Origin of the sequence: Kitasatospora sp. NPDC057542, from assembly GCF_042801945.1 — a bacterium.
Lineage (GTDB): Bacteria > Actinomycetota > Actinomycetes > Streptomycetales > Streptomycetaceae > Kitasatospora.
This window is the reverse complement of sequence record NZ_JBHVFE010000157.1, coordinates 1-18063: the sequence shown is the minus strand read 5'-3', so window position 1 is coordinate 18063 and position 18063 is coordinate 1. Positions and strand designations below refer to the sequence as shown.

15 protein-coding genes are annotated in these 18063 nt (G+C 73.7%); 2 read left to right on the top strand and 13 right to left on the bottom strand.

Going from position 1 to position 18063, the window contains the following annotated elements; all coding sequences use genetic code 11:
* Positions 1 to 67 precede the first annotated feature (67 nt).
* The 13 genes from ACFU7Y_RS20730 to ACFU7Y_RS20670 all read right to left on the bottom strand — a co-directional run bounded on the left by ACFU7Y_RS20730 (position 68) and on the right by ACFU7Y_RS20670 (position 17042).
* Entirely contained in the window at positions 68 to 745 is a 678-nt protein-coding gene (locus tag ACFU7Y_RS20730) for a VOC family protein (protein WP_224285269.1), read from the bottom strand.
* Positions 745 to 1848 (bottom strand): NAD(P)/FAD-dependent oxidoreductase, encoded by a 1104-nt coding sequence (locus ACFU7Y_RS20725; protein WP_380769197.1) that lies wholly within the window; start codon positions 1846 to 1848, stop codon positions 745 to 747. The genes ACFU7Y_RS20730 and ACFU7Y_RS20725 overlap by 1 nt, the downstream gene beginning before the upstream one ends.
* Positions 1820 to 2902: a hypothetical protein gene (locus tag ACFU7Y_RS20720; protein ID WP_380769196.1), complete on the bottom strand. Its 1083-nt coding sequence runs from the start codon at positions 2900 to 2902 to the stop codon at positions 1820 to 1822. The genes ACFU7Y_RS20725 and ACFU7Y_RS20720 overlap by 29 nt, the downstream gene beginning before the upstream one ends.
* Positions 2895 to 4160 carry a metallopeptidase TldD-related protein gene (locus ACFU7Y_RS20715; RefSeq protein WP_380769194.1) on the bottom strand — a complete coding sequence of 422 codons (1266 nt, stop codon included), beginning with the start codon at positions 4158 to 4160 and terminating at the stop codon, positions 2895 to 2897. The genes ACFU7Y_RS20720 and ACFU7Y_RS20715 overlap by 8 nt, the downstream gene beginning before the upstream one ends.
* Entirely contained in the window at positions 4157 to 6421 is a 2265-nt protein-coding gene (locus ACFU7Y_RS20710; protein WP_380769192.1) for a lantibiotic dehydratase, read from the bottom strand. Before ACFU7Y_RS20710 ends, ACFU7Y_RS20715 begins: the two co-directional genes overlap by 4 nt.
* Positions 6418 to 7875, bottom strand: coding sequence for a hypothetical protein (locus ACFU7Y_RS20705; protein ID WP_380769190.1), 1458 nt, complete (start codon positions 7873 to 7875; stop codon positions 6418 to 6420). Before ACFU7Y_RS20705 ends, ACFU7Y_RS20710 begins: the two co-directional genes overlap by 4 nt.
* A gap of 8 nt (positions 7876 to 7883) precedes the next feature.
* Positions 7884 to 10190 (bottom strand): lantibiotic dehydratase, encoded by a 2307-nt coding sequence (locus ACFU7Y_RS20700; protein WP_380769189.1) that lies wholly within the window; start codon positions 10188 to 10190, stop codon positions 7884 to 7886.
* Complete coding sequence (locus tag ACFU7Y_RS20695; RefSeq protein ID WP_380769187.1) at positions 10187 to 12649, bottom strand: hypothetical protein; 2463 nt, start codon at positions 12647 to 12649, stop codon at positions 10187 to 10189. The genes ACFU7Y_RS20700 and ACFU7Y_RS20695 overlap by 4 nt, the downstream gene beginning before the upstream one ends.
* 4 nt (positions 12650 to 12653) lie before the next feature.
* A complete protein-coding gene (locus tag ACFU7Y_RS20690; protein ID WP_224281020.1) occupies positions 12654 to 14462 on the bottom strand; it encodes a hypothetical protein in 1809 nt (602 codons plus the stop codon).
* A complete protein-coding gene (locus ACFU7Y_RS20685; protein WP_374119991.1) occupies positions 14456 to 14659 on the bottom strand; it encodes an ammosamide/lymphostin RiPP family protein in 204 nt (67 codons plus the stop codon). The genes ACFU7Y_RS20690 and ACFU7Y_RS20685 overlap by 7 nt, the downstream gene beginning before the upstream one ends.
* 179 nt (positions 14660 to 14838) lie before the next feature.
* Positions 14839 to 15468 (bottom strand): NADPH-dependent FMN reductase, encoded by a 630-nt coding sequence (locus ACFU7Y_RS20680; RefSeq protein ID WP_224281018.1) that lies wholly within the window; start codon positions 15466 to 15468, stop codon positions 14839 to 14841.
* 75 nt (positions 15469 to 15543) lie between these two features.
* Complete coding sequence (locus ACFU7Y_RS20675; protein ID WP_224281017.1) at positions 15544 to 16374, bottom strand: BTAD domain-containing putative transcriptional regulator; 831 nt, start codon at positions 16372 to 16374, stop codon at positions 15544 to 15546.
* 476 nt (positions 16375 to 16850) lie between these two features.
* Positions 16851 to 17042 carry a hypothetical protein gene (locus tag ACFU7Y_RS20670; protein WP_224281016.1) on the bottom strand — a complete coding sequence of 64 codons (192 nt, stop codon included), beginning with the start codon at positions 17040 to 17042 and terminating at the stop codon, positions 16851 to 16853.
* Between the two features lie 254 nt (positions 17043 to 17296).
* On the opposite strand from ACFU7Y_RS20670, the gene ACFU7Y_RS20665 reads away from it, so the two are divergent.
* Both ACFU7Y_RS20665 and ACFU7Y_RS20660 read left to right on the top strand, forming a co-directional pair.
* The gene (locus ACFU7Y_RS20665; RefSeq protein ID WP_380769184.1) at positions 17297 to 17809 is read left to right on the top strand and encodes a Dna2/Cas4 domain-containing protein; all 513 of its coding nucleotides are present in this window, start codon (positions 17297 to 17299) and stop codon (positions 17807 to 17809) included.
* Positions 17806 to 17934 (top strand): hypothetical protein, encoded by a 129-nt coding sequence (locus ACFU7Y_RS20660; protein WP_263455062.1) that lies wholly within the window; start codon positions 17806 to 17808, stop codon positions 17932 to 17934. Before ACFU7Y_RS20665 ends, ACFU7Y_RS20660 begins: the two co-directional genes overlap by 4 nt.
* Positions 17935 to 18063: the final 129 nt, after the last annotated feature.

Below are 18063 nucleotides of genomic sequence, written 5' to 3'. Positions count from 1 at the left end.
GCCCCGGTCGCGGCGGTGCTGCGGCCGGGGCGGCCCGATGCCCCCACGGGTGCGGGGCGTGCGGGGGTCACGGAAGCCGCACCACCGTCTCGCCCTCGGCGGTGTCGATGTGCACCGCCGAGATGCGGGGCCCGGCCGCGGGGTCGACGACGACGTCGAGCGCAGCGAGTCCGGGCCACCGGTCCGCCCAGTCCCGCTCCTGCTCCCGCGCCCGGCCCGCCTCAAGGCGCCGCAGCGACGTCGGGCACACCCGGTGCCCGGCCGCCTTGAGATCGCCCGGCACCCGGGCCGCGCGCGCCGCCGTGTCGCCGTAGCTCAGGAAGAACGGCAGCACCCGGCTGCGCCACGACAGGTCGAACGCCGCCTCCGCCCACGGCACACGCACACCGTCGGCCCGGACCGACTCGCCGCGGAAGAGGTCCGGATCCGCTCCGGTCACGGTCTCCACCTCGCGTGCGGTGGACTCGATGTCGTCGGTCAGCGCTGCCCAGTTGAGGAAGTCCGGCCCGTCCGCGGTCCGTTCCAGGAACAGCCGACCGAAGTCCTCGCTCGCCAGCTGCCGTTCGTCGTGGGTGACGAGCAGTTCCAGATACTGCACGTCGGGCGTGTCGAAGGGCACCACCCAGCTCGCCGTGCCGTCCGGGTTGGGGCTGCCGTCGGTGATGCCGAACCCGTACTGGTCCCACAGCAGTTCGCGCAGCGGCTCGATGGTCCGCGCGCCCAGGATCACATGGTCGATGCGCATCAGGAGGCACCGCCCAGGGCGTGCGAGGGGCACATGCTGTACGGCAGGGCGTTCCAGTCGTCACCGACCAGGCCGGCCGCCATGCCCTTGCCGGTGGCGCGCGCCGAGAGCAGCCCGTGCCCGGCGTGGCCGGCCGACAGGAAGATCCGCTCGTGGCCGGGCAGTGCGCCCGCCAGCGGCCGTCCGGTGCCGGACACCGGACGCAGCCCGGCCCGCAGCTCCACGGGCACCGACTCCGCGAGCCCCGGCATGACGGTCGTGGCGAAGCGCAGCAGATGCGCGATGCCCTGGGTGGTCACGTGCTCGGCGAAACCCGTGTCCTCCTCCGTCGCACCGACGATCACGTCGTCACCGACGCCGGGCGCGAGGTAGTACGCGGACGACAGGATGCAGTTCAGCTCCTCGTCGGTGCGCAGCACCGCCATCTGCCCGCGCTGCGGCCGGACTCCGGTCGCCTCGGCCAGGCCCTTGCCCGAGCTCCAGGCGCCGGCGGTGATCACCACCCGGTCCGCGCGGAGCGTCCCGTCGGAGGTCACCACCGAGACGGACGCGCCCTCCTCGCGCACCTCCCGCACCGTGACGCCCTGCCGCCAGTCGACGCCCCGGGCCACGCACCGGCGCCGTACGGCGTCCAGGTAGCGGCGGCCGTCGATCATCAGCCCGTCCGGGTCGAGGAGGTAGCGCCTGCTGGTCGGCAGCTTGAGCCCGGGCGTGGCCTGCGCGAGGGCGTCGCCCTCCACCCAGTCGCCGACGCCGAGGCCGCCCAGCACGTCGCCGTGGGCCTCCACGTCCGTCTCGCGCAGGGCGCGCAGGATGGGCCTGGCCACGCTGAACACGCCGTACTCCGGCTCCAGCCGGGCGACATCGGCGTCCAGGTCCCGCTTGGCCGTCCGCAGCCAGTCGTAGAACTCCCGGTCGGTGAGGTAGCGCAGCGAGGGAACCGCCACGCCCGCCGCGCGGTTGGTCGAGTGCCCGGGTTCGGCACCGGAGTCGAGGACGCGGACCGACGCCCCGCTGTCGCTCAACTCCTCGGCGAGGCAGGCACCGACGATCCCTCCGCCGATGAGCGTGAAGTCAGGGGTTGATGACGGTGACGACGGCATGTCCTGCACCTTCCATTTCGGCCGCGCCGGCGAGTACCAGCGAGCGGGTGGTCACGTCGCTGTCGCTGTGGACAGCCATGGGTGGGCCGGCCAGGCCGCGGGCCTGGCGCAGCAGATGGACGGGTTTGCCCTTCAGGGCGAGGCGGAACCAGCGGCCGGGCCGGTCCGCGACCCTGGCCAGACACTGGAGCCGGACGGTGCCGTCGCCGTGGTAGCGCTGGAGGCCCTCCACGCACCAGACGAGTTCCACCGCGTCCGGGGGCACCTCGGCCCGGGGACCGTCGAGTTCGAGCCGGGCCAGCGGCGGCGGCCCGAACCCGCCGGTGTCGTGGTCCCACACGGCCCGGCCGGGCGCGATGCCCTCGGCGAGCGGGAGCGGCGGACGGATCCGGCCGCCGTCCACCAGGACGGTGGGCAGCGCCGGGTCGCCCCGGTCGTCCCGCCCCGACCCGTGCGGTGCCGCCGGCAGGTCGGTGAGCGTCAGCCCCGGCAGTACGCGCCGCCCCGCCAGCCGGCCGGCGGTCGCGCGGCCCCCGCGCGAGGTCAGCGAGAAAGCCGCACCGGTCACCAGCACCGACGCCGCGGACGGCCGCAGCAGCAGCGGCCGCTCGCGCCAGTCGTCCGGCGGCTCAGCCGACACGAACGGCTCCGAGAGCGCCCCGAGTTCGTCCCAGGGTAGCGCCTCCACGAGCCCGGCCGGATCCCCCTGGCCGCTGGTCCCGAGCAGAACGGGGCCGCCGGGGGTCTCGACGCGGGCCAGCAACTCGGCCCGCCTCGACACCGGCAGGCCGTCGCTGTCACGCCACTCGTGGACCTGCGCCACCGCGCTCTGGAGTCCGGCGACGACCGACGCCGTCCGCTCGGCCGCCTCGGTGAGCAGCAGCCCGGTCTCCTTGCCCGCGTCCTGGTCCGTCGGCCCGGCGACCCGCCGGGAGCCGGTGACCCGGCCCGTCGCGTCCCGTTCGACGCTCAGGGTGTCGAGCGAGACGGTCAGCCGCGGCGCGCCGCGGGTGGGCGTGACGACTCCGGAGGCACGTGTCCGCATCTCAGCCACGGGCCACCGCCCGCAGCCCGACGAGTCCGGCCGGCAGCCGGAATCCGGCGTTCGCGAACGACACCGGCACCGGGTACTGCCCCAGCTTTCCGCAGCCTCCGGTGGCCCGCAGATAGGCGGCGACCCGGTGCTCGTAGGGCCGCAGACCCGCGAGCACCCGCGCCCCGTCACCGGTCACCGTCAGCGGGCCCAGCCGGGCGGTGCTGCCGTCGGCGCGGTGCAGCAGGGAGAACGGGGCGTGGAAGACGAAGGCGCCCGAGGCGATGTTCATCATGTCCAGCCGCAGCCCGTACGGGGCGATCCAGTCGCCCGAGGGCGGCTCCGGCTCGGCCGTGGGCTCGATCACGGCCACGGTGTGGGTCATCCGGGGGATCGCCGGATGCCGGTAGCTCTGTTTGCGCCCGTGGCCCGTGCCGGGGCCGCCGCCGAGCAGGGAGGCGAGCGCCCGGTCGGTCATCGGCTGCCCCACCGTGCCCCGGTCGATCAGCCGCAGGGTGCGGCACGGGGTGCCCTCGTCGTCGAACGGACTGCGGTAGCCCGGTCCGTCGTGCGCACCGCCGTCGAGCACCGACAGCCATGCGGGTGCGACGCGCTGTCCGGCGCGCGCCCCGAGGTAGCTCGTTCCGGACGCGACCACGTCGGCTTCCATCGGGTGGCCGACGATCTCGTGGAAGAACGCCCCGGCGAGGCCGGGCAGCAGGACGAGGTCGGCGCCGTCCGGGAGTTCGGTGGCGAGCGGCAGTGCGAGGCGTTCGCGCACCGCCTCGGCCGTCCGTACGGCCGCGTCCCCCAGCCCGTCCGGGTCGGACCACGGAGGGGCGCACAGCAGCGACCGGGAGTGGACGGTGCCGTCGTCACCGGTCAGCCTGGTCTCCAGGGTCGTGACGATCCGCTCCGTGGTGGCGACGCGTTCCGCGCTGCCCGCGGCGACGTGCTGCTGGGCCACACCCAGGGTCAGCTCCGCGCCGGTGTCGGCGGCGATCACTGCGAGCTCGGCGCGCAGCTCGGGGGTCAGCTCGAACAGTGGCCGTTCCTGCACCTCCCGCAGCGCGTCGGCGGCCTCCGGGCTCGTCCCGGCGGCGCCCGAGGCCAGCAGGTCGTCGCCGTCGGCGAAGCGGTGTTCGGTGAAGCCCTGGCCGAGGTGCCGTTCGACGCTCATTCCGCGCACCGAGGTCCGCTCGGTGGAGATGGCGCCGTCCGGGAGCACATCGGCCCGCATCCGCAGCGAGTGCTCGGCGAAGAGCGTGGTGTGTGTCATCGCGTGCTGCTCCCGCCGCTGCTCCTGCCGATGATCTGCATCCGCAGCTCGCTGGTGTAGCGCCGGCCTTCGCTGTCGCGCAGCCACAGTTCGTCCGGTCCCGGCGCCATCCGCTCCACGCCCAACTGCTCGGCGTCGCGCGCCACATGGCTGATCAGGTCTGCCGCGAGGGGTGAGGCCAGGTCGATCAGATACGGCTTGCGCTCGTGGGCGCTGCGGCAGAAGACGAACCGTGTTCCCGTGTCCCGGGCCAGCCTGCGCAGCGCGAGGAACCGCGCTTCGGGTTCCGGTGCCGCGAGCGCCGCGGTGGGCACCTGCCACCGGGAGCGCTGCAGGACGACCGACCCCAGGGCCACTTCGGGCTGCGCGTCCTCGGTGGTGAAGGTGGGGTGGAGCACCTGCGGGTGCGAAAGGGCGGCGATGGGGGCGTACTTGACGAAGTCGCTCAGCGGGACGTACGCGCTGACCGTCCTGCCGTCCGGATCGTGCAGGGTGACCTCGTGCGGCCCGATGCGGACCGTGAGGTCCTCCGGCTTCAGCAGCTCCGACTGATCGTGATCGGTCCAGGTCAGCGGGCGCATCGCGACCTCACGGCCGGGGAAGCGGTAGTAGCCCTTGTTGCGGCGCCCGAAGTCGAGCCCGACGACCGTGCCGTCCTGCGCCGCCGTCCAGGCGGCGGCGTCCGCGCCGAGCCGGTCCGGGTCCGGGTGCATCGTGCCCAGCCAGCTGCGCACCAGCAGGTGGTGGTGGGCGCGGGAGAGTACGAGCGGGGCGGCGCCGAGCCCGGAGGCGTCCGGCGCGGCGGGGCACAGGTCGATGACCGCGTACCGGTCGCCGTCCAGCGCCCCGGCCGCGCCGGTCAGCCGCTCGACCTCGGCCTGCCAGTCGGCGCCGGGGTAGCCCGGCGCGTGGGCCGCCTGGAAGGTGCTGGTCGAGTCGGAACGGCTCGCGGCCGCACGGGTCGCGTACGTGAGGAGGTCCAGTTCGGCGTCCTGCCCACCGGTCGTGCCGTCCGTGAAGGCCTCGCGCACCGCGGCCGCCGCGGCGCGCTGGGCGGCGTGCCCGTGCGCGGTGCACACCTCCATCACGGGGGCGAGCTGCCGCTCCCAGTCGCCGATCAGCCCGGCGCCGAGGGTCAGCGCGAAGGGCGACGCGCACTCCTCGAAGAACACGGCGCGGTCGGCGTACGCCGCACCGGCGCCCCTCCTGGCCGGCCTGCCGGTGAACTCGGTGAACCGGTTCTCCAGGGCGGCGACGGCGGCCGGCTTGCGGTCCAGCGGCACCTCGGCCAAGTCGCCGATGAGGGAGGAGAGTTCGGCCATCCGACCGAGCCACAGTTCGCGTGCCGGTGAGGCGGGCAGCGCGGAGAGCTGGTCCCGCAGGGTCGCGAGGGGCTCCAGGTCGTAGTCGCCGCCGCCGAGACCGATGGTGACGGCCTCCTCGGCCACCAGCCGCATCAGCGTCCTGGCCACCTCGCGGGCCGGCTGCCCGGCGGCGCGCACCACGTCGCGGAACACCGTTCCGTCCGGGGCCACGAGCAGCAGCAGCGGCTCCCGCACCGCGTCACCACGCCCGGTGGAGTGGAACGCGAGATGCGGAAGGATCTTGGGGTCCCTGGCGATCGCGGTGGCCAGCGCACGCGCCGCCCAGTGCGAGAAGAACACCCGGCGGACGCGGGGCACGTCGTCGCGCAGCACGGCACCCTCACCCTCGCCCACCGTGCCGTACGCCATGGGCCCGAAGAAGCTCACCGTCTCGTTCTTCGCGCAGAACCGCTGCACGTACGTGAACATCTGCCGGCGCACCCGACGCCAGCGCGAGGTCAGCGGGCCTTCGTACGCCAGCAGCGGGAGCAGCATGTTGCGGTACGCGTCCGGGTTGGACAGGAACACGGCCTCGGAGACCCCCGGGTCCGCCAGCAGACCCCGTAGCCGCTTGCCGGCCTCCTCGTCGGCCTCCCGGCAGGCGAGCGCGTAGCGTTCCCAGGCGTCGGCCCAGGCGCTCACCGCCGGGCTCCACCGCGCTCCGCCGGACCTCGGCACCTGCCGCACCCGTCCGCGCAGCACATCGGACCGCAGCGACTCGGCGCGGGGCCCGTCGAACCGCTCCTCCACCAGCTCCAGGACGGTCCGCTCGCGGTCGAGCAGCTCGTCCGCGAGTTCCAGCAGGGAGTGGGGCGCGCCCAGCTCCTCCAGCCAGTCGAACGGCATTCCCGCATGGCGCAGGATGAACTCCCGCCCGATGCGCCACTGTCGGCTCACTGGCTCCTCCGCATCACTCCGGCCTGGACCAGCCGATCGGTCAGTTTCCTTCGGACCTCGTCGCCGATCCGGTTCAGGACAGCGGTGTCGCCGGACGAGAGCCGCTCCACGACCGGCGTCAGCTTCGGATGCAGCCGGAACGCGCTGCCCGTCCGCAGGTTCACCACGAACGAACCCGGGCCCCGGCCGTCCGGGCCGGGCCCCTCCCCGGCCACGACGGCGGCCGAGGGCTCCCACACCGGGGTCCCGTCCGGTGCGGCGAGCACGCAGCAGGCGAACCGGCCGGGGAACAGATCGGCGACGGCACCGAGTTCGGCGTTGAGCGCGCCGATCGCCGCGATGCGCTCCGTCTCGTCGAGCGTCCCGGGCGCGGTGAACCGGTCCCAGCGCGGCAGATCGTGCCCCGGGGTCGTGTGCCGGATCAGCGGCACGCCGTCCCAGGCCCGCGGTGCCGCACCGCCACGGATCGCCGGCAGCCGGAACGGGCTGAGCCCCGCGAGCCGGGGGCCCGGCCCGGACAGCAGCCTCCGCGCCGTCGTGCCGGTCTCCTCGGCACTCACCCCGGGCGCCCCGACGAGCAGTTCGACCCGGAGCAGTGCCCCGTCCGCCGCGTCCAGGACGAGCCGCAGATCGGTACGGCGGCCGTCCGCCCCCGTCACCTCGGCCCAGGACGCCCGCCGCGCCACGGTCAGCGCCGCGCCACGGCACTCGCGCCACGCCTCGGCGGGCAGCGCCGCCGCCTCGTCCGGGGCCAGCCAGCCCGCCCAGGGGGCGCCGGCCTGCCACTCGGCCGCACGGCGGACCCAGCGGACCGGTGCGCCGTCCCCGGACCACTCCTTGCCCAGCCGCCAGGCCGGAGCCCAGTCGTCGAAGCCCGCCGCCGAGAACGGGGCGAGCGCGCGCAGCGCCTCCCGGTGCGCGGTGGCGAACCGCCCGCACAGCACGACCCGTTCGGGGCCGAGCGCCTTCAGGAGCACCACGGCCGCCGGGAGTTGCTGATCGGTCTCGATCACCAGGTGCACGCGACCGTCCGGGGCCGCTGCACGGGTCCACCGCGCCTCGGGCCCCAGCAGCTCGGTCCGCTCGGCGGCCGGCACCACATCGGCCCCGCACTCGGTGGTGCCGCCGACGAGTTCCACGTCGTCCGCGGCCAGCCGCAGGGCCGGATCGGCCTCGCCCGCCAGCCGCAGCGCCATGCCCATGGCCCGCAGCCGGCCCGCGGCATGGCCGCCCCGTGCGGTGACCCGCGCGGCGGCCCGTGCGAACAGCGCCTTGGCCCGGTTCTCCGCGGGGTCGGTCCCGCCGCGCCTGCCGAGGGCGTAGTCGTCGGCCAGTCCGGCGAGCGCCCCGGTGCCCGTGAGGCGTGCGATGAAGTACGCGTTCACATCGATCAGTTCGTCGTCCGGCCCGAGGTCCGGTTCCAGACTCGGATCGAACAGGGGAGGGAGCACCACCCGGCGCATCACCGCTCACCACCGCCCCGCAGGTACACACAGCGCAGCTCGGAGGCGAAGCGCAGCTCCCCGTCCCGCAGCCAGGCGTCCTCGGGCGCGGGCAGCGCCTCGGACACCAGGAGCTGTTCCGCCGTGCCCGCCAGCCGGGCCATGCCCTTGAGCAGCTCCGGGCTCGCGGTGTCCACGTACACCGGCTTGCGTTCGGCCGGCGACTTCACGAAGAAGCGGTCGGGCAGGCCCCGTTCCCGGACCAGCCGGGCCGACGCGAGCAGCCGCTCGTCCTCCCGCCGGCTGCCGTGCGCCTCCAGCACCGCGGCGCTCGGCAGCGCCCAGCGCCGCCGCGAGAACACCACGTTGCCCCAGCGCAGCCGTGGCACGTGCGGCAGGTCCGGCAGCACCGGGCGGCGGATCCGGGGCAGCGCCAGCGCGGTGTGCACGGCGGTGTCGAGCTCGCCGTTGTGGAACAGCAGGCTCCGGCCGGGATGGGTGTCGCCGCGCAGGACGACCTCCTCGCCGTCGCTCTCCAGCCACAGCTGGTCCAGGCCGATCCGCTCCCGGTCCGGGCCGGCCTTGCCGCCCAGTTCGAGCACGACGCCGGGGAACTCCAGCGGCGGCAGCCCGGTCGTACGGCGCGAGATCACATTGACGGCCACCTGGTCGCCCAGTGCCCTGCGCACCCCGGCGTCCCGCTCGGCGAGCAGCGCCGCGGCGTCCGGATGGAACTGCAGCGCCCACGGGGTGAGCAGCGCCGCGTCGTGGATGTCGCCGAGCACGAGCGGGGTCGCCCCCGGCTCGTATCCGGCCAGGTCGGGAGCCGCGATCAGGACGTCGATGGAGCAGAGCACCGGGGCGGCGGGCGGTGGCGGTGCGGGGAGCAGCCCCGCCACGTCGAGTTCGGCCCGGTCCGCGCCTTCGGCCTCGATCACCCGGCTCAGCTCGGCGCCGAGCGCTCCGCCCGTCTCGATGTCGAGGTCCGCGCACTCCCGCAGCGCCCGCAGCAGCGGGATCCTTCCCGCTCCCAGCCGGGCCGCGACCGCCCGGTTGGTGCGCAGGCGGGTCGCCTCGGCCTCGTGGGCCAGCAGGTCGAGCACCGGCGCGACGGCGTCGCACATGTCGCGGGCCAGCGGTCCGCGGACCTCCAGCCCGGCCGTGCCGACGGCGGCCTCGTGGATGATGACCCGGTCGTTGTAGAAGCGGCCGCGCTCCGCCGAGCGGTCGGTGACGGGCAGCAGCGACTCCAGTTCGGCCTGGACGGTCAGTTTCCGCTCGGGCGGCGCCGACGGGTAGTCGTCGAGCAGGCCGAGCACCTTCACCAGCAGGGCCCGCACCCCGGCCGCGCGGGCGGCCGCTTCGGGGTCCGAGGCGTCGATGCGGTCCACGGTCCAGCGCAGCGGGTCGACCACGGTCGCCGGCGGGCACAGGGTGTGCGTCAGCGTCCCCTTCGCCACGGCCGCCGTGAACGCCGCCACCGCCTCCGGGACGCCGGCACCGCACCCGGACGCGATCAGGGCCACCGTCCGTACGCCGTCGGCCTCCCGCAGCAGCGCCGCGCCGACGCCCGTACCGCGGGGCGTCCCCGTGATCGTCTTGCGCACCGGTACCAGCCGTTCGGCCAGCGCCGGATCGCCCAGCAGCAGGTCCTGCACGGCGTCGTTGACCCGGGCCGCGGTGTGCGCCTGGCGGACCCGGATCGCGGTGTGGCCCTCCCAGTCCAGCGCCGTGGCGGCGTCGGAACCGGGGTTGAGCCGCCCGTAGTTGATGGGCCCGAAGAAGCTCATCGTCTCGCTCTTGGACGCCAGCCGCTGTGCGTAGGAGGCGAGTTGGCGCCGGATCCGGCCGCCGCCCGCACCCCGGGCGAGATCGCGGTGGACGGCCGGCGACGAGCAGACGATGGCGTCGTTGACCCGCGGATCGGTGCGGATGGCGGCGAGCGCCTCGTCGACCGCCGCCGTGTCGGCCTCGACGGTGGCGGTGAGCCGCTCGCGCACCGCGGTCACCTGCTCCGCCGCGGCGTTCCACTCGGCCAGCCAGTCGGCCGGGAGGTTGTCCGACGCGGGCAGCGGCCGCAGACCGCGCAACTTGGCCTGCTGGCCCCGGGCCAGCCGCCCCGTCGGGTTCAGCCGTGACGCCACGTCGGCCGACCGGGCCTCCAGGGCGAACAGCTCCTCGATGAGCAGACGGGTCCGTTCACAGGCCAGTCGCTCGACCATCTGCCAGGGGAACCCGGCGCTGCGCAGGACGACGGTGGGCAGCAGCTCCCAGCCGTGCCGCCGCGACGCCGGCTTCTGCGCAGAGTGGGCGGAATGGGGTGTCATGACGCCGCCCTCTTCATGGCGATCCGGAACTCCGAGGTCACGGGGGCCCCGCCGTGGCGCAACCACAGCGCGTCCGGCGCCGGCCTCATCTCGGCCAGCGACACGGCCGCACTGTCACCGGCCAGCACCATCGCCACCAGGGCGTCGACGGCCAGCGGACTGTCCAGGTCGATCCCCACCGGCTTCGGCTCGTGCGGAAGGGAGGCGAAGCAGAACCGGGGCACGCCGTGCCGGGCCCGCAGCGACTGGACGGCGAGGAAGGCGGCGGCGGGGTCGCGCGCCGCGTCGACCCCGAGGTCGGCCCGGTCGAACCACCAGCGGGCCCGCTGCACGAGCAGGTTCCCGACCACGATCCTCGGCGCGAAGTCCCCGATCCGCACCAGCGGCAGCCCCACGCCGGGGGCGGCGAAGGCCCGCAGGTGCACGTGGTCGTCCTCGCCGGCGTACAGGGTCAGTTCACCGTCGGGGGTGCGCAGCCGGGGCGTGCCGTCCACCAGGACGACCGTCAGATCGGTCAGCGGTACGGTCCGCTCCCGGTCGTCGGTGGCCACCGAGGTGATCTCGATGAAGCGGCCCGGGAACCAGTCGGCCACCAGGCCCTTGTGGCGCCTGCGGCGGATCACCGTGGCCAGCCGCTCTGGGCCGCCCCACGGTTCGAGGCCCGCCGCGAAGTCGCCCAGCATCCGGTCCTGTTCGTCGCAGAACAGTCCCTGTGAACCCCAGGCGAAGACGTACGGGTGCAGTTCGCCCAGCACCAGCAGCTCGCCGCCGTCCTCCCGGCTCTCCAGCATCAGGTCCGGGCTGACGAACCGGTGCCGGCCGGGCCCGGGCGCGAACGCCGCGAGGTCGGCGGGGGAGAGCCGGGCCTCCTGGCCCTGCACGGCGGACTCCACCAGCGCCGCGTAGTCCCGCTTGAACCCGATCAGTGGTCCCGCGAGCCGGTCCAGACCGCCCTCCTCCACCGAGGCGCGCATCCGGCGGATCAGATCGTCGTACGGCATGGCGTCGCCGCCCGCCTCGCGCATGATCTGCGCGCACAGCTCGGCAGCCGCCTGCTGCTGGAGCTCGCCGTAGCGGGCGGCCACGTCCAGCACCGGGCTGAGCTCGGACTCCCAGTGCCCGGCCACGTCGCCACCGATCACCACCGGGCTCTGGTCGCCCTTGGCGTCCAGGGACACCACCAGCCGGTCCGCGTACATCCGGCCGCCGGCGCGGCGCGCGTCGACCTCGGTGAGCCGGGTGAAGCACTCCTCGACGTACTCCAGCGCGGTCGCCCGGGCGCGGTGGCCCTCGGCCGCCGCGTAGGCGTCGGCCAGATCGCGCAGTTCCCGCAGCCGTGCCGGCCAGGCGGTGCCCTCCGCGTAGCGGTCGGCCCAGGAGACCAGCCAGTCCAGCGGCCGCGCCGCCGTGGACGGCGGCTCGGGCCAGAGCCGGACGGCCCCCGCCTGCCGCAGCCGGTCCAGCACCCGGCGCGTCTCCGCGAGGTCGAGTCCCGCCAGCGCCGCCAGTTCGACGGTGGAACGCCGCCCGTCGACGGCCTCGGCGAGCTGCCAGCGCACCCCGGACAGAGTGATCCGGCGGCCGTCGGCGGACTGGATCGTCCCCGACCCCGGCGACCCGGCCGGTGCCCTGCGGCAGGACGGCATCCAGGCCACCGGCGGGCGGTCCCGCACCTGTGGGTCCGTCCCGATGAGCTTGGCCAGCTCGCACACCGCCCAGAACGCGGTCTGCGCCTCCAGGACGTGGTAGCCGGAGTCCGTCTCGGGGCCGAGGGCCGTGCCCTCGGCTGCACGGTCGACCCGGCCGTGCACCAGCGGGCCGAAGTAGCTGGTCGTCTCGTTCTTCGCGCCGAGCCGCTGGCCGTACAGATAGACGCGGCGATAGAAGGACCGGTCCTTGGCGCGGTTGCGGCCGGTCGCGCCGTCCTGCTGGTGCCAGCCGTCGGCCCAGCGCACCGCCTCGGTGTGGAAGGACGGCGACAGCTGGAGCAGGGCGTCGCACACCCGCTCGTCGCGGAGCAGGTCGCGGACCCGCTCCGGCCGCCGCAGCACCTCCTCACCCAGGGCGGCGGTCAGCCGCTCGCCCACCTGCTGCCGCGCGGAGTGCGCCGCGCGGTAGGCGTCGACCGCCGAGGCCACGTCGTCGCCGCGCGGGCCGGGCTCGACCGGCAGGCGCCGGCCCACCCGGCCGCGCAGCTTCGACAGTTCGCGCAGTTCGGCCCGGTCCCGCTCGCGGTCGGCGCCGGTGACGGACTTGGCGATCGCCTCCTGGAGCCGGGCGCGGCTCTGCTCGAACCGCGCCACCGCCTCCCGGTACTCCGCGGCCGCGGCACCCGCCGGCCCGTCACCGAGAGCGGTCAGCAGGTCGATACCGAAGCCCGCCCTCCGCAGCAGCAGTCGATCGTAGAGCTGCCACGTGGCCCGCTGTCCCGTCTCCCCTTGGGTCGCTTGGTCCGTCATGGCCTCAGTCCTGAAAGTTGATCAGGTCGAACGGGCGGTTGAGCTTGGTCCGCGGCTTGGGCAGCAGCCCTTGCAGGTCGGCGCCTTCGGCGACGGCCTTGGCGAGGGCGTCCGCCTCACCGGGACGGGTGAGGCTCAGCGGTGCCATGGCCGCCACCGACCCGGCCGCGTCCACGGAACCGGTCGTCATCACCCGACCCGCCTGGGCCAGCGCGATGCGGTACGGATCGCCCAGCAGCCGGGCCGCGGACTCGGCGCGCTCGTACTGTTCGGCGCCCGCCGTCGCGTCGCCGCCGGAGGCGTGCAGCATGCCCAGTTCGAGACGCACCTCGGTCTCGTGGAAGAGGTCACCCAGCTCGGCCGCGTTCACCAGCGTGGTGTCCAGGTCCTCCAGGGCGGCGTCCCGCTCGCCGACGAGCAGCCGCAGCCCGGCGCTGCGGTACGCGTGGTGCTTGCGGAAGCCCGCGTTCGACGAGCCGGTGGCCTGCTTGAACTTCTCCCAGGTCGCCAGCGCCGAGGCGTGCTTGCCCGCCTTCTCCTGGAGCACGCTGATGTTCGAGTACAGGTTGATCCGCAGATGTGCGGCACTGGCGTCGGTCAGGCCCGCCATGCAGGCCAGCGCCTGCTTCTCGTGCTCGAAGGCCGCCCCGAGCCGCCGCTCCGCGAACAGGGTCAGCCCGCGCAGGTTGTGCAGCCAGCCGCGCTCGCGGCGCACGCTCTCGGCCTCGCCCGGACGCTCCGCGACGACCTCGAAGCCCTGTTCCACCTCGGCGACGGCCTCCGCCAGCCGGTTCTTGCGCTTGGACAGGGTGAGTGCGGAGTACAGGTGCGACTGGGCCCGCAGCTCCGGGGAGAGGCCGGCGGCGTCCTCCCGGATGGCCCGGAAGCAGGCGATGGCCGTGTCCTGGTCCCCGCGGAAACCCGCCTGGATGCCGAGCACCTTGAGCAGGAAACCGCGTACGTCGGCGGTGCCGCGCAGGATCGCCGTCTCGAACTCGATGGCGTGGACGAGCTCTTCCTCGCGCTCCGCCCTGGCGAGCAGTTCGGGTATGCCCGACTCGGGGATGCCGGCGAGCAGCCCGATCGCCTCGTCGGCGACGACCGCCATGCCCTCCCAGTTCGCGGAGAAGAACGCCCTGCGGCAGTAGGCCAGTGCGGCGGCCACCCGGTCCGCGGCGGAGCTCTCGGAGTCCCTCGCCCGCAGGAACAGTTCGCCTTCCTCGGACACCGGCACGAATCCGGAGTCGGACGCCGTGCCCAGGTCCGTGACCAGGTCGTCCGCGGTGACCGGCAGCCCCATGCGGCGCAGGCACCGCACCCGCTCCCCGCGGTAGTCGGCGTACCGGCCGACCGGCTCGCGCACGGAGGCCGGCGCGTCGAGCAGCAGTTCGGCGCCCTCGACGAGCTGCGCGTGCTCGAAGGCCCGCATGAAGCCGCGCAGGGAGGACAGATCGGTCCCGCCCATCCCGCTGATCAGCAGGGGCCGGCCCAGCTGCGCGCTGCCCGCGCAGAGGGCGGTGGCGGCCACCGTCAGCACGCGGTAGACCTGCTCGCTCTCCCGGTGCAGCCGCCGCTCGGAGGGCGCGAGCGCGATCTCCTCCAGCGGCGCGGTGCCGGGTGCGGTCTCGGCGGGAAAGAGCTCCGCCCATTCGGACGGGTGCCGGGCCGCGAGCCCGGTGAAGTCGGCGCCCTCCGTGCGCAGGGCGCTGATGCCCGCCCGCAGCCCCGTGTACGAAGCGGCCGGGCCGGTGTTCACGTCGACCAGGACGGAGTCGGTGGATGCGCGGCCCGCCTCGGCCGCCCGCGTCACCATCGCGAGGGCTCGGTGGTGGCGAGGGCGAGCGGCGCGATCTTGTTCTCGACCTCGTCGAGGTCGAAGTCGACGTCGTCCAGCTCGTCCAGCGCGTCCAGTTCGGTGTCCTCGGCGGTCTCCGCCTCAGCGGCTTCCGCCTCGGGGGCGAGAGCCTCGGTGGTCTCCTCGGGCTCTGTGGACTTCGCGGTGTCTTCCATGGCGCGCTCCATTCGGAATCACGGTCGGACATGGGAATGCGGATGCGGAGGATCCGGTGTCAGGGCAGCCGGAACCAAAGGGGTGGGCGGATCGTGGCGGCAGACGTACGGGGAGGGCTGCGGTCGGCGGAGCCGACGGCGTGCCCCACGGCAGTCCCGGACGACGCCGGGACGAGGGCTCAGCCGACCGGCGTGCTCATCCGGGCGAACTCGACCACCTGCCGCCCGACGGTGGCCAGTTGCGCGGTGACATGCGGGTCGCCGTCGCTGTCGTCGGATGCCAGGGTGACGCTCTCCGTGTTGATGGCCACTCCCAGGGGAGTGGGCCAGCCCCTCAGCGCGTGCACGACGGAGCGCAGCCCCGCCAGCGTCGAAGCGGCCTGCGTCCCGCGTGCGGTGACGACGCAGCCGACGGCGCGGCCGTGGAGATAGGGACGCGCGTCCTCACGCAGGTCCTCCAGGTAGTCGAGGGCGTTCTTCACCAGACCGGAAACGCCCCCGTGGTAGGCGGGCGTGCCGATCACCAGACCGTCGGCGAGGGCGACGGCCTCGACCAGCTGCCGGGCCGCAGGGGTGCGCAGTGACTCCCCCGGGGCGTAGAGCGGCAGTTGAAGTTCTTCGGCACCCAGCAGCAGGGTGCGGGCCCCCGCCGACGCGGAGGCCGCGAGTACCGCCCGTACCGCCCGTTCCGTCGAGGAACCGGAGCGGACGGTGCCCCCGATGCCCACGATCAGGGGCCCGGCGTCGGCTGAGGCACCAACACCGGGATTCTCCACCGAGGGAACGGAACCCTGGTTCGTCTCCAGCACGGCTACCCCAAACTCCTTGATCGGTCGCGGATTTCGGAGTCTAGACAGGGTGGTTATGTATGGGTTATGCGCTGGTTATGTGCCGGTTATGCGTTGGCCGGAGGTCTGGGCCGGAGTCCGGGCGGGCGCGTCCTGGGTGCGTAGAACTCGCTCCAGAAGCCGCTGGGTGTCAGGGCTGACATCGATGTCCAGACCATCCGACATCCGGGCACAGCACAGCTTGTACCAGGACCGGGCCTGCCCTAACTGCCCCAGTTCACCGTGCACTTGGATCAGGGTCCGGTAGACGTCCTCCTGGTACGGGTCGATGTCCAGCGTGCGGCGGCACATGTCGATGACCTCCGGCAGCTCGCCCCGGTCCAGCGCCTCCTGGAGGAGGAAGTCCGCCGCTCCCAGGGCGAGGGACCGTACCCAGTCCCGCTGTTCCCTGACCCAGTCGGCGGTCTCACCGGGCAGGAAGTCCCCGGTGTGGAGCGCCAGGGCGCTGCGGTAGTACTCCGCGGCCGCGTGCGGGTCACTGCGAGCCGCCGCACGGTGCCCTTCGTTGCACAGCCGTTCGAGCTCCTCGAAGTCCAGCCAGGCGTCATGGAGTTTGAGGGAGTAGCCGTACTCGTTGAAGACGATCTCCGCGGCCGGCTGCTCTCCCGCGGCTTGCTGCCCGCTGAGTATCTGCTGCACCGCGTGCTTGGCGACCTTGAGGGAGCTTGAGCCCGCCGACCGGGTGCGGTCGGGCCACAGTGCGGCGTGCAGTTCGTCGCGGTCGACCGTACGGCCCCGGTTGATGAGGAGGTAGAGGAACAGCGTGCGTGCTTTGCCGGCCCGCCAGCGTCTGACCGGGAGTCCCCTCAAGTCCAGTGAAAAGCCGCCGAGGCAGCGTACGACGGCACGTGTGGAAATCTCGGCCATGTGGAAACCCTCCTCCTTCGTGGGGGCAACAGGATGCGAACGCGCGGGCGCGGTCGGTCGGTTCAGGCCTGCGGCGGGGGCAGTCCGGCCGGCGGTACGACCGGGGTCGGGGCCACTCGCCTCCCCTGTATGTCTTGACGTACGGGAACATCGCGACCGTTCGGAGGATGCCGGGCAGGCGGACGGCCAGGAGCGGAGTCTCCCGTTCGGCCCGGGAGTCGGCGGAGGACTTCGGGGGCCGGTTCACGGCTCTCCACGTGTGCGGGTCGGCCCGATCGGCATCACGTCGGTGCTCTGCGTCGGTCGTGACGTGATGGCTCGGCGATCGTTTCCGCCCGGGTCGTGCTCGACCGGGCCGGCCGGTGACCGACATCGCCGCGGTGCGGCCGACGATCCGACCCGCCGTCGTCGCTCCACAGCCGGCCGTGGGAGTCGACGACGTACCCGCCGCACTGCGCCTTGTCGTCGCAGCGTCCCTACGGGACGGTGCCGAAGCAGTGGGACTTCTGCAGGATGCTCTCCTGGGAGCCCTTGCCCCACCGGAGGATGCCGACGGTGTACTCACCCATGGTGAGGTATCGCAGCTTCTTGGGCAGGCCCTCATGCAACTCGGCCTGGTTTCCGCGACATTCGGCGCTCTTCCCGGCCTCGTCGATCAGCGACTTCACGAAGTCGATTCCGAGAAGGCGCCGTTGATCACCGCGCCCGGGTCTGTGTACGCACGATCGGTGTGCTGATTCCGCTGACGCATTCCACCCCGTGGCGATGGCGGCGGAGGCCCGGGCCGGTGTGACGAGCGTGAGCCCGGCGGTCGCGGTAGCGGCGGCGACCACGGGTCCAGGCGGCTTGCGCAGCATGATGTACGTCTCTCCAGGGTCGCTCGCCAGGCGCCGTCCGGCCGCCCGAGTCAGGAAGATCAGGAATGACTCTGGCTTCTGGGAATAAACAAGTGATGAACAGCGGACGCGGCCCCTTCGCCCGCCTGTTTCGGCTCGCCGGGTGGACGAACAGTGGCGCCCCGCAGGGTGATTCGAAGCCGCCTGTGGTTCGTCCTCGAAGGATCAAGCGGCGCGAGGGACTGCCCGCCGGTTCTCACGTTCCGTGCAGCGCCCGGAGGAGTGAGCCCTGCTTGCCGCCCCGGCACCCGCATGCCGGAGCGGCCCTGGTTCGCGTGGCACCGCTTCGGCATTGCCCATGCCAACTCCGGCTCCACGCGCGCGGCTACCGGCCCGAGGGTGGCAGCGGCCTGGTCGTCCTCGGGAAGGTCGTCAACGAGGCGACGTTCACGTGTCGACGGAACGTCAACCTCGGCGAAGCCTGCATCGACTGCGTGACGGCCGGCGCCGTCGCGGGCCTTCCCCTCGCGCTGATCTCCGATCGGGTGGATCGCCTCTCCTGGCGCGTGCACAACTGGCCGGTCCGGAGCAGAAGATGATCGACCATCACTTGAAACGGCGGGCTGAGGCGCCGGTGGCGATGATCGGGACGGGCGGACGGCCGAAGATGATCCAGGGTGAGAAAAGCGGCGACGTATCCGGCGCCGTCACAGGCTCCGCCTGAAGGCCGCACTCCTGAGACGCTCCCGGGGCGGGCGGACCGGCAAGGTTCCCCTCGCCGCCGACCGCAGGTGCCGCCCGCGAGTGTTCGTCCTGACCGCGGGCCAGGACGGCCGATGGCCCGCACTTCGTC